At 32.9% G+C, this 12,145-nt stretch carries 7 protein-coding genes; 4 read left to right on the top strand and 3 right to left on the bottom strand.

What is annotated here, in order from left to right:
- Window positions 1-91: 91 nt before the first annotated feature.
- Window positions 92-289: a hypothetical protein gene (locus tag NH26_RS15120; RefSeq protein WP_044229175.1), complete on the bottom strand. Its 198-nt coding sequence runs from the start codon at window positions 287-289 to the stop codon at window positions 92-94.
- A gap of 316 nt (window positions 290-605) precedes the next feature.
- On the opposite strand from NH26_RS15120, the gene NH26_RS15115 reads away from it, so the two are divergent.
- On the top strand, window positions 606-1,292 hold the full coding sequence (locus NH26_RS15115; RefSeq protein WP_052432305.1) for a spondin domain-containing protein: 687 nt from the start codon (window positions 606-608) through the stop codon (window positions 1,290-1,292).
- A gap of 12 nt (window positions 1,293-1,304) precedes the next feature.
- On the opposite strand, the gene NH26_RS15110 is transcribed toward NH26_RS15115, so the two are convergent.
- Complete coding sequence (locus NH26_RS15110) at window positions 1,305-2,210, bottom strand: mechanosensitive ion channel family protein (protein ID WP_044229172.1); 906 nt, start codon at window positions 2,208-2,210, stop codon at window positions 1,305-1,307.
- Between the two features lie 122 nt (window positions 2,211-2,332).
- Window positions 2,333-3,967 carry a S41 family peptidase gene (locus tag NH26_RS15105; RefSeq protein WP_317040982.1) on the bottom strand — a complete coding sequence of 545 codons (1,635 nt, stop codon included), beginning with the start codon at window positions 3,965-3,967 and terminating at the stop codon, window positions 2,333-2,335.
- A 286-nt stretch (window positions 3,968-4,253) separates the two neighbouring features.
- On the opposite strand from NH26_RS15105, the gene NH26_RS15100 reads away from it, so the two are divergent.
- From NH26_RS15100 to NH26_RS15090, 3 genes are all read left to right on the top strand, one after another.
- Window positions 4,254-5,810 (top strand): DUF5723 family protein, encoded by a 1,557-nt coding sequence (locus NH26_RS15100; RefSeq protein ID WP_139263097.1) that lies wholly within the window; start codon window positions 4,254-4,256, stop codon window positions 5,808-5,810.
- A 177-nt stretch (window positions 5,811-5,987) separates the two neighbouring features.
- On the top strand, window positions 5,988-9,137 hold the full coding sequence (locus tag NH26_RS15095) for a hypothetical protein (RefSeq protein ID WP_044229164.1): 3,150 nt from the start codon (window positions 5,988-5,990) through the stop codon (window positions 9,135-9,137).
- Window positions 9,138-9,364: 227 nt separating this feature from the next.
- Window positions 9,365-12,133: a TonB-dependent receptor gene (locus NH26_RS15090; protein WP_071397181.1), complete on the top strand. Its 2,769-nt coding sequence runs from the start codon at window positions 9,365-9,367 to the stop codon at window positions 12,131-12,133.
- Window positions 12,134-12,145 lie beyond the last annotated feature (12 nt).

Below are 12,145 nucleotides of genomic sequence, written 5' to 3'. Positions count from 1 at the left end.
TTCTTCTTTTCTTGACATAATTGTTGTGTTTGATTATGTCGTAAAATTAATGCGTGGGATTATAGGATGATAGATGGAGTTGCCCGACTGCTTACTCTTTATCAGTAGTCGTTTCAGCTGTTTGTACTTGAGGATTTGTTTTTGTTGAATCTTCTCCTGCTTGAGCTACGACTGCTAGACTTTCAACTTTTGGCTTTTGATTTGCTGGTTCTGGATCATTGTTTTTACTACAAGAAACCATTGATAAGATAAGCGCCGAAGAGGCAATAATTAAAATTGTTTTTTTCATGATAAGTTAAGATTTGTTCTACCTTTAAATGTTAAGTAAAATTAAAATACATGAAATAATTAACGTTCTTGTTAAAAAAAGGGACGTGTAATTAACATTTAATCACATAAAAAGGGAACTTAAATCATGTACTCACAAAACAATTAAAGTGATAAACAACACATTTACATACACTTATAGTTTAAAGCCATCTGTTTTCATTATTTTTATTATTAGCCTATTCACTTAAGTCTAAACTCTTTTCATTTATGTGATGCTCTTCACATTCTAGAATTCCCCTATAGTTTATATTGTACAAAATTTAAATACGATCATTATGAAAAACCTCACACTACTTATATTGGCTTCTGTATTTCTTTTTAGTTGTAATTCAGATAAAGAAGAAACGCCCCCGACAAACTTACCAGAAGTATCAGAAATAGCTACCTATAGAATTACCTTTCAGGGTACTTGGTCTACTTCTTCACACCCTACAGATTATCCTTCAAACTCCCATTTTTCAGGAGTTATAGGAATGACCCATTCTATAGATACTTCTATAGTAACTACTGGAGATATAGCCTCAGAGGGTATCAAAGTGATGGCAGAAACAGGTGGTAAAACTCCGTTAACGAATGAAATAAATGATATTATAGAAAAAGGTAATGCCAATTTATTAATAAGTGAAAGCGGTCTTTCTACTGGGTCTGATAATATCATTTTTGAAATCGAAGTCAATAAAAACTTTCCATACCTCTCTTTATTTTCAATGATTGCTCCTAGTCCTGATTGGTATGTAACTATTAATAAATTTAATTTATATGATGACGAAGAGTGGGTAGAATCTATTACAATACAACCTATGCACCTTGATGCTGGAACGGATAGTGGCACTACATTCACTTCCCCTAACACACCAACAACTCCACAAGAAGTAATTAGTCAAATAACAAACGCTCCTTTAGGAAATGGTGAAATGGTAACCCCTTCGGTAGCGACCTTCACCATAGAAAGAATAAAATAAAAAAAGGGAGAATTAATTCTCCCTTACTTCTTCTGGTTTTTTGAATTGAATGTTTTCCCATCCGGACCCTATATTCAAATCTCTTTGAGGGAAAGGAATAGAAATACCTTCATGCTTAAAACGCTCAAAAAGCTTATAGTATATCATACTTTTCAAATGTCCAGGTTGAGAATAATACTTAACTGTCCAAACATTTAATGTGAAATTAATTGAATTATCGCCCCATTCGACGAACATTAAATCTGGAGCAGGACTTTTCATTATCCCATCTATATGATTAATTACTTCTAAGGTTATTCTTTTTACCTCATTAGGATCTTCATTATAAGAAACACCAATTGGTATTCTCAAGCGAACTCTCTTTTCATTATGAGACCAATTGATCACATTATTGGATATAAACTGAGAGTTAGGAACAATAACTGTAATGTTATCATTAGTAAGAATAGTTGATGATCTTGAGTTAATTTCTACTACTTTTCCTCGCGTATCTCCTATTTCAATCATATCACCAACTTTAATTGGCTGCTCAAATAAGATAATAACACCTGAAATAAAGTTATCAGCAATAGTTTGTAAACCAAAACCAATACCAACACCTAAAGCACCAATCAATACTGATAATGAACTTAGATTGATACCGGATGATTGAAAGATGATGATACAACCAATTGAAACGAAGAAATACCTAGAAATTGTTCCAATATTATAGCTTACAGATTCATCTAACCCATATTTGGGTAAAACCCTATTCACTAACATTTTCTTCAGTTTGCTTGAAAGTACAAATACCAATACAAAAGCAAAAAGAATGGTAATTATTGATAGTGGAGTAAATTCTTTTCCTCCAATATGAAAAGGGTAAGTAAAAATCTCTACGATTAACTCAAAAAAACTATTCTCACTTAATTCTTCCATAGTTGATTAGCAAATTTAGATTTAATAAAACTATTAATAGTAATCGTTTTATTTATATAAAATAAAAGGCTACCATTAAGGTAACCTTTTATATCGAAAATTAGATTTTATCACTTTAAAAATTAATTCCCTGATAATATTTTTTGATATCTAGCATCATCATTCAGCACCTCAACTGCTTCAATCACATCTAGATCAGCAGTAAATGTCGACTCTATCTCACCTGCTTCCAAGTAGTATCTCTTACAGATTTCTGCTTCTAACACATCTTTGATTTCATCTTTGAACTTAATTACATCAGATTCTTTATTATGATAAACTTTCTTTTTCAAGTTTTCAATTTCATCAATAATATCATCATAGTACTTATCTTCTTTAGCACTTTTCTCAAGCTCTTCCATCGTTACCTCTACTTTCGTTTGGTAACCATAGTCTTTATCTTTTATCCATTCAACAAAATCATTGAATTGCTCATCAGACAATTTAAAATCTCTTGCTGCTACAATTTTTTCATTCTCGTGATGGAATTTTGTTGCATAATCGAAGATCAATCCTTTAAGAATTAAAGACACAGAAATTTGAGCAAAGTTAAATGGCTTCACTTTTATATCTGGAGCTACACCACCACCGTCTAAAACAGGTCTGCCGTTAGCTGTTTTAAACTGTTCTCTTAAAGAATCGGCTACAACAATTGCTTCTCCATCTTTATTTCTGTGACTGTAGTCTATTTCTTGTATACATCTTCCCGAAGGGATATAATATTTAGCTACTGTAACTTTTAGTCTTGAGTTGTAGTCTAAAGGTCTTGTTGCTTGTACTAAACCTTTACCAAAAGATCTAGAACCTAACAACACTCCTCTATCATAATCTTGGATTGAACCCGATACAATTTCTGCAGCAGATGCTGACCCACCATTAATTAATACAGCTATTGGAATTTCTGTATCAAGAGGAGGATTCATTGCTTTATAAGTTTTATTCCAATCTTCGATGCGTCCTTTGGTATAAACTACATCAGAACCTTTAGGAACAAATAGGTTAACAATACTAACAGCTTCATTTAAAAGTCCACCTGGATTTCCTCTTAAATCTATGATCACTTTAGAAGCACCTCTATCTTTTAATTCAGTAAGTGCATCACCCACTTCTTTACTTGCATTTCTTGTGAAATCAGAAAGTTGAATTAATCCAATATTATCTGTTACCATCCCATAGTAAGGAACATTGTTTATTTGGATTTTTTCTCTTTTCACCTTCACATCAAAAGGTTGGTCATTTCCATAACGTTTTATAGTTAGAGTCACTTCACTTCCAGCTTGACCTTTTAAGTATTTACTTATTTCGCCAGTATTTTTACCAGAAATTTCATCACCATCAACCTTCATAATTACATCACCAATTTGCAATCCTGCTTCATAAGCTGGATAGCCTTCGTTTGGTAGAATGATAGTAATGTCTCCATTTCTATTTCCCACTACAACACCCAAACCTCCATATTCACCGGTGGTCATCGTTCTGTAATCCTCAATTCTATCTTCTGGGATATAATTAGTGTAAGGATCTAAGGTAGCAAGCATTGCTTCAATACCTGTAGTCATTAATTCTGATGGATTAACATCATCGACATAATAAGTATTGACTTCTTGATAAAGTTGAGCAAAAATCTTCATGTTCTTTGCAATCTCGAAATAGTGATTACCTAATTTCTCACTCGTAAAAGAGAAAAACAATAGAGGTAAAACTACTAATGAAGTCAAAAATATGTGCTTTCGTTTCAAACGCATATGGAATTGTATAATTAATATTAATGGTAAACCTTTTGGGTGATACCTAGAGTGAATCAATGTAACTAATAAAGTTAGTAGAAAAATAAATAAAAAACATTTAATAATTCATGCAAAAGATACTTTTTCTATAATTTTTACCACATCTCGAAAAAATGATCACATGTTTTGTTATATTTACAATTCTTAACACACAAACAAGAATATGCTTATACTATGCTGACTCGTGTTAAGAACCATAAACTATCTTCAGGCTGATATGAAACTTACTAGATTTCTACTTTTTGCTATAATTTTCGGGCTACCTAATATATCCATTGCACAAATGGAAGGAAGTGTTTATTCTGTCACTGGACGTGGCGGAGTCGGGACAACCTTTGTCACAGATTACCAAACAATTGGTATCAACCCAGCTAACCTAGGTATTAAAAAAAATTACCGTGATCCTAAATTCACATTCGGATTATTAGAATCCAATTTTATCTTCTCTTCAGAAGCCATTAACACTAATGAGTTATTAGGAGCTATCACAGATTATAAATCCACTAAATTTAATTTAGATGAAAAACAAAGAGCAGTGGATAAATTTAGTGGTAAGGTGACTACTGTAGATGCTAGTGTTATGCTTTTTGGTGCCAGTATGCAACTTCCTAAAAAATGGGGTGGTATAGCAATTAGTATTAGAGATAACATTCATACAAGAGTTAAAACAAATTCTTTTGCTGCAGAAGTAATGTTTTTTGGCGCTACTTCAAGTTATTTTCCAAAACTTGAAATGGCCAATGGCGATATTATCGACAATCCAAGACATACAGGACAAGGAGAATTAACAAATGAACAAAAACAACAAGTAAGAGGTGGATTCTTTGAAGATCTAAGTGAAGCTAAAACGTATAGTGAGCTTTTAGCTGGTACAAAAACAAAATCTACTTGGGTTAGAGAATACAATTTTGCTTATGGTGCTCAGTTGTTAGAAACTTACGATCTATCTATTTATGCTGGTTTAGGAGCAAAATATCTTCAAGGACTATTAGTACTTGATTTCGAAGTTGATAATAATGGTACTTGGAAAAGCCCTGTTTTTTCTTCATCATTTGTTGATGCACAAGATGTTTTAAATTCAGCTTCTCCAGATGCACAAGCATTTTTAGAAAATGCTCCATCTCCAGATAATCGTTCATTAACTCAAAAAGCATTATTACCCAAACCAGCAGGACATGGTTGGGGATTAGACTTCGGTCTTACTTTCGTAATAAAAAGAAATTTAAAATTAAGTGCCGCAATTTCTAATTTTGGTAAAATGACTTGGAATGGTGAAGTCTATTCCATTAATGATGGTGTACTTGGTAATATTAATGGCCAAGGTCTTGATAACTATAATATCTTAATTAGTGATCAAAGTGCCTTCCAATTTGCAGGTACTAATTCACCATTAGATTGGAGTCCAAAAACCGTTTCAGAAACTATAGATCTACCCACTGTTTTACGATTTGGGGCTAGTTACGAATTCTTCCGTTTAATACATGTTGGTGTAGATGTTATTCTACCACAAAATGATGCTTCTGGAAATTTAGAAAACCCTTTCTATGCTATAGGAGGTGATTTTAGACCTTTCAAGAGTTTTTCTTTTTCAACTGGATTTAATTACGGAGGAAACAATGAAGTTTTTAACTTCCCTCTTGGAATTACCTATTTCTCTAGAAAAGGTAAATATGAAGCCGGTGTTTCTACTCATGATGTACTCTCTTATTTCGCAAGATCAAAAGATAGTAGTACAATCTCTATTGCAGGTGGTTTCTTAAGGTTTAAGATTTAATAAATTGATACTTTAATTTATCAATTATGACAAATCACGAATATTTTAAAATATTCGTGATTTTTTATTTTAATCGTCAAAAACTTATCGCGTTTACACTACAATTGATGAAACCTTCTTACTAAATAACGTATTTGCCCAATATTTGTAGTATACCTGCAAAATGTTCTATTGAGTATGAGAAGAATTTTCCAAACAATATATATACTATTCTTTTGTTTTTCATTTACTAATGTATTTGGACAGTTTGGTGTGAGCATCAAAAATGGTGACCTTATCAACACTCGAGAAGTGCAGTTGGCTATCAATATTCCTGATGCCATAAAAATGACGATCAGTAATGATTATGATTTTTATGATGCTGAATGGGTAAACTATCAAAGACATTATTTTTGGAAACTAAATGATGGTGATGGAGAAAAAGAAATATTTTTAAAATTTCTTCTTGCTAACGGACGAGAAACAGATGTTTTTGTAGCCTATACCATCCTAGATACTAAACCTCCGTTTGCTGGTAGAGTAAATTTCTCAAGAGGTAATTATACAAGAAACAGAAGAGTAGAAATAGATTTTAAATGTAAGGAAGCTACCTTCATGAACATCAGTAATTCTGGTGTATTTAGTAATGATGATTGGATTCCCTTTAGAAAACATATTCACTCTTGGATGCTTACTTCTGGAGATGGTTTGAAGAAGATTCATGTAAAGTTTAAAGACAATGCAGGAAACGAAACTAAAATCTATACCGATTATATAAAGTTAGACTCTAAAGCTCCCGAACCCAAGTTTCTTGATATTGTTCCAGATTTTGCTGTTTACGACAAAAAAAACGATATCAAATATGTAAATCAACATAACAAAATAGTTAGTTTAGAACTAGAAGCAAAAGGTGCTGAATACATGAAAATTAGTAACAGCATGAACTTCTATGGACATAAATGGAGACGATATAGCGACTACTTGGATGAATGGGAAATGGAAGAAGATATCTTCGAAGGTTTCAAAAAAGTATTCGTTCGTTTCAGAGACAAAGCAGGTAACGAATCTAAAACCATATCAACAAGAATTTACGTAGATACAAAACCACCAATAAACCCACGTATTTCTATAAATAATGGTGACGAATTCACCAAATCAACTTACGTAACACTTCAACTAAGAGCTACTGATGCCTATGAAATGCGCATCGCTAATGATAAAGATTTTGATACAGCGGGAGATTGGGAGTTCTATGCTAAAAATAAAGTATGGGAACTTCAAGAAGGACCAACGGGAACAAGAGAAGTGTGGGTTTCTTATAGAGATAAGGCAAGAAACCAATCGGACCCTGTAAAAGCAGAAATTAATTTTGATAAGGATCCTCCAACTAAAGGTCAAATCTATTTCCAAGGAGGAATAACTAAGACAAATGACAAATCTGTTAAGATGAGAGTATCTGCTGATGGTGCACTATTAATGAAAATAGGTTTAGAAGAAAATTTCGAAAAAGCACATTGGAGGGAATACGATCCTCGACCTTTATCTTTATTTCTAGGAAGTGAAGGAGGAACTAAAAAGATCTTAGTACAATTTAAAGATAGAGCAAATAACCTTTCGGAAGTTTTTGAAAAAGAAATATATCAAGAGATTAGTGCACTAACTCCTATGATTGTAATTGATGAAAATCAAGAATACAATTCTAGAAACGACGGTAGAGTTAATCTATTCTTATACTGCTTAAATGCAACCAAAATGAAGATCAGTTCACTAGAAGATTTTAGTGATGCCGAATGGATAGATTACGAAAAAAGAATTCAATATTACTTAAAAAAGCCTGATGGAGTTAAAAAAATCTACGCAAAATTTAAAACCAAAACTAATACCGAATCTGTTGTAGTTAATGATCAGATTATGTGGGATATTACACCTCCTCAAAATCCAACTTTAGAGTTAAAGGTCCTTCCTACAGAGTCAAGAATTTACTACACCAAAGATTACATAGTTAAGGTTAAAGCGGATGAAGCTGTAGCAATGCAGATCACCGAAGATTCTTCTTTTTATACCGCTTCATGGAAACCCTATATAGAAACTCCCTTTTACTATGGTATGAGTGTTAAAGGAGGCCCTGTGGGTTATAGAAAACTATATATCAGATTTAAAGACTTTACAGGTAATATTTCTGAACCTATTTCCAAAAAACTTTATTTTGATGCTACTGCTCCTCAAAACTTAGCCGTCAAAATCCATACTCCAGAAATCCCTGCCAATATTGCTACTCCTGATAATTTCTACTTTATAAGAGAAGTAGCTTTAAATATGGAAATGATTGCCGACTCTGCTTATTTTATGAGAGTGGCAGACAATCCAACTTGGCAAGGAGCAGAATGGGTTCCTTATCAAGAAAAGTACAATTATGCACTAAAAGGAAATGAAGGAAGAAAGGTTATTTATGTTCAGTTTAAAGATGACCATGATAATGTAACTAGAATATTAAAGAAGAATATTATTTGGGATAGAGATCCTCCGACACAACAACAATTAATTATTAATAAAGGAAATGAGTATACTCGAAGCGAGGAGAGAAGAGTGGTCTTAAATCCTATATGTCATGGAGCTGATTTCATGGTAATCTCTAATAACCCTGATTTTTCTGAAGGCTATTGGACACATTATCGTTCTAGAGTAAATTGGTTGTTAACAGAAGGTGATGGTGAAAAAACAGTATACGCTAAATTTTATGACTATTCAGGAAATGAATCTTTCGAAACAAGATCTCATATTTTCTTAGATCGATCTACTCCTCAAATCAATAGTATACAAATAAATAGTGAAGATAAATTAACTGGAAACCCTGAAGTAACACTAAAAATTGATGCTAAAGAATGCTCAGAAATGATCATTTCTAATGATTATAGTTTTGCATCACCGTCTACATGGGAACCTTATCAAAGAGAGAAAAAATGGAGGCTAAGACCTCATTCAGGTACAGCTAAAGTATATATTAAAGTAAGAAATCGTGCAGGTCAACAATCTGCTCCTTCTTATTCAATTATTGAATTAGATACTGATCACCCTATTCTATATAATATTTCAATTAATAACGGAGCTACTGGTACAGAAGAACAAGTTGTAACTGTTCATACCCATGCTTCTGATGATACTATTGAAATGCAATTAGCCAATTCTAATAATTTTCAAAACTCAAAGTGGATACCCTACACACAAGAAGTGGAATGGGATTTAGGTGGCAGAGGTAGAAAATATGTTTATGTTCGATTTAGAGATGAAGCTGGAAATGTTTCAAAACCATTGAAAGCAGAAATACTTGTTTACGAACAAGTAAAATAAAAGAATGATATTTTGATTCTCTTTTACTACTTCGAATATTTCAATCACGCCATTAACTTTTATTTTTTAAAATTCATTATTTAGAGTTTCTTTATTTTCAATAAAATTAACGGGTTCATAATTTCGTAACAATTCGTACTATCCTTTTCATCATTTGTTCAATTAACTGCTAGTTCCATGTAATATTCATGGTCTACTTTTGCTGTAGTTAAAAACAACAAACCAAGATGAAAACTTTTAACCTCCTAGTTTTATTATCCATAATAACTAGCATTCAACTTCATGCCCAAACCTTAATTACGGGTATGGTGAAGGATGCTGATACAGGCGAAGAAATTATAGGTGCCAGTGTTGTCGTAAAAGGCACTACTACAGGTGCTTCTTCTGATATATCTGGTAAATTTTCTTTTCAAATAGCCCAAGGAACACATCAAATAGTTGCTTCTTTTATTGGGTATAAATCATCTATTCAAACTGTAGAAATCTCATCTAACTCTCAAAAAGAACTTACCTTCCATTTAGCTATCGACGCACAAGAATTAGATGCAGTCGAAATTGTTGGAAAAGCCAATAAAGAAAGTACTCAAGCATTAATGGTAGAAAGAAAAAATGCCGACGTAATGATTGAATCTATTGGTGCTGAAGAAATGTCTGTTAAAGGTGTTTCTGATGTTGAAGGTGCCATGACAAAAATGACAGGTGTTGCCAAAGTAAAAGGGAAAGGACTTTATGTAAGAGGCTTAGGAGATCGTTACAATGTGGCTACAATGAACGGCCTTCCTGTACCTTCTACCAATCCGGATTTAAAAGTGATTCCTCTTTCAATCTTCCCTACGGATTTGGTTAAAAACATTGGAGTTTCAAAAACTGCTACTCCAGAATTATATGGTGATTTTTCAGGTGCCAACATTGATATTACTTTAAAAGATTATCCTGATGAAGCGTTTTTCACAATAGGTATTTCAGGAGCTTACAATACACTAGCAACATTCAATGATTTCAAAACGCATAAAGATGGTCAATATGAATCTTTGGGTTTTAATGGAAATGCTAGACAACGTCCAGAGGGTGGTGTTCCAACAATCACTCCTAATGGAGAACCTGGTGCATTCAACACATCATGGTCGCCTACAAGTATTAATGCTCCCATCAATTTAGGATTAAATGCTTCTGGTGGTAAATATTGGGAACTTGGCAACGATAAAGTCTTTGGTATCATCGGCTCCATTGCACATAGTAATAAATATGAATATAGAGATGGTCGTTTTGCAGCATATAATGCACAAGCTACCCCTTACGTGGATTATGAAAGAGAAGAATGGATTTATTCTACTAATACATCGGCTTTACTCAACCTATCTTTTGAATTAAACGATAGACATAAGTTCAAATTAAATAATATCATCGTCAATGAATCATTCAACGCTGTTGATGAAAACTATGGCTATAATAACGATTTAGATACAGAGACTTTATTTGCAAGAAGAAATACTTATTTACAAAATACCATTTATGTAAATCAATTTATTGGTGATCATAAATTGATGGAAAATGATAGATTGAATTTTTCATGGGGAGTTTCTCGATCTGAAACTGTAAGTCAAGAACCTGACAGAAGACAATTATTATTTAGTGATAAATCAATCGATAATAAAGAAGTTAACCTTTTCTCAAGAAATGCATTTGATAATCACCGTTACTGGGGATTAATGAATGAGGTTGAGTTAGCTGGCAGAGCAGATTTTACCTTAGGACTAGGTGCTTTTGATGCAATAAATGATAATTATAGAAGTGCACTTCGATTTGGTTATCAAGTAAAATCAAAAGATAGAGAGTTTGAATGGTTCCAAACCAATATAAGGTCTAATAGTGCCGTGGTAAGAGGAATCAATTCTAATGATCCCAACGATAGAATTAATGAATGGATCATGGATGAAACGATAAGATATTCTCCTTTTACTATTCCGAATAACTTCTTTCAAGCCAAAATGGATGTTCATTCTGTTTATATGGGCTATGATTATGATATCATGCCTAATAAATTAAAAATGAATGTAGGTCTTAGAACAGAGATTGGTCATCAATATGTAAGATATAAAATGCAAGGCGACTTAATTGCTGATCCTTACAGAGAGGATACGTATGAGTCAACCGAATTTTTACCTTCGTTCAACCTAAAATACGCTCTTACCGACTTATCAAATATGCGTTTTGCCTTGAGTAAAACAATCACTAGACCAGGTATGAGAGAATTAATTCCCTTCGAATATCAAACAGTAGTAGGTGGAGAAGCAATTATTGGTAACCCCAATTTAAAAAATGCTCAGAACTATAATTTCGATTTAAAATATGAGATTTTCCCTAATTCAGGAGAGTTATTCTCTGTAGGTCTTTTCGGAAAATATTTAGATAATCCTATTGAAAAAGTAGCTAGACCATCCGCTGGGAATGTGTATTCTTTTGATAATGTAGGTACAGCTACCGTTGCAGGAATAGAAATAGAATTTGATAAATCTATAGGCTCTATTGTTAACAATGGCTCTGAAGCATTACAGAATACTACAGTAGGTATGAATGCCACTTTAATGTACTCTCAAATGACTATTGCAGACGATATTAATACAATTGTAACCAATAGACAACGAGCATTACAAGGAGCTTCTCCTTACATTATTAATGCAAACATTGGGTATAAACAAGATTGGAGCAATGATAACATCCACTCTATTTTCACCTTAACCTATACCACATTTGGAGATAGAATTTTTGCTGCAGGAGCAATGGGTGCAGGAGATATCTATGAAAAGTCATTTGGAACATTAGACTTGATTGTAAGAAATCAAATTAAAGATGCATTAAGCTTTAATATATCTGCTAAAAACTTATTAAATCCGTCCATCGAGAGGTATCAAAAATTCGAAGGCGGAACAACAAAACAAGTTTCATCCTATCAATTAGGAATGGAACTAGGTGTAGGAGTTTCTTATACCTTCTAAAAATATATTTTC

The sequence above is a fragment of the Flammeovirga pacifica genome (assembly GCF_000807855.2).
Classification (GTDB): Bacteria; Bacteroidota; Bacteroidia; order Cytophagales; family Flammeovirgaceae; genus Flammeovirga; species Flammeovirga pacifica.
Note: the sequence above shows the minus strand (reverse complement) of the source record. Positions and strands in the feature narration are given on the sequence as shown.

Excerpts from the sequence above, each read along its gene's own strand:
- NH26_RS15090 (WP_071397181.1), top strand. The coding sequence starts at position 9,365 with ATGAAAACTTTTAACCTCCTAGTTTTATTATCCATAATAACTAGCATT.
- NH26_RS15120 (WP_044229175.1), bottom strand. The coding sequence starts at position 289 with ATGAAAAAAACAATTTTAATTATTGCCTCTTCGGCGCTTATCTTATCA.
- NH26_RS15100 (WP_139263097.1), top strand. The coding sequence starts at position 4,254 with ATGAAACTTACTAGATTTCTACTTTTTGCTATAATTTTCGGGCTACCT.
- NH26_RS15115 (WP_052432305.1), top strand. The coding sequence starts at position 606 with ATGAAAAACCTCACACTACTTATATTGGCTTCTGTATTTCTTTTTAGT.
- NH26_RS15110 (WP_044229172.1), bottom strand. The coding sequence starts at position 2,210 with ATGGAAGAATTAAGTGAGAATAGTTTTTTTGAGTTAATCGTAGAGATT.
- NH26_RS15095 (WP_044229164.1), top strand. The coding sequence starts at position 5,988 with ATGAGAAGAATTTTCCAAACAATATATATACTATTCTTTTGTTTTTCA.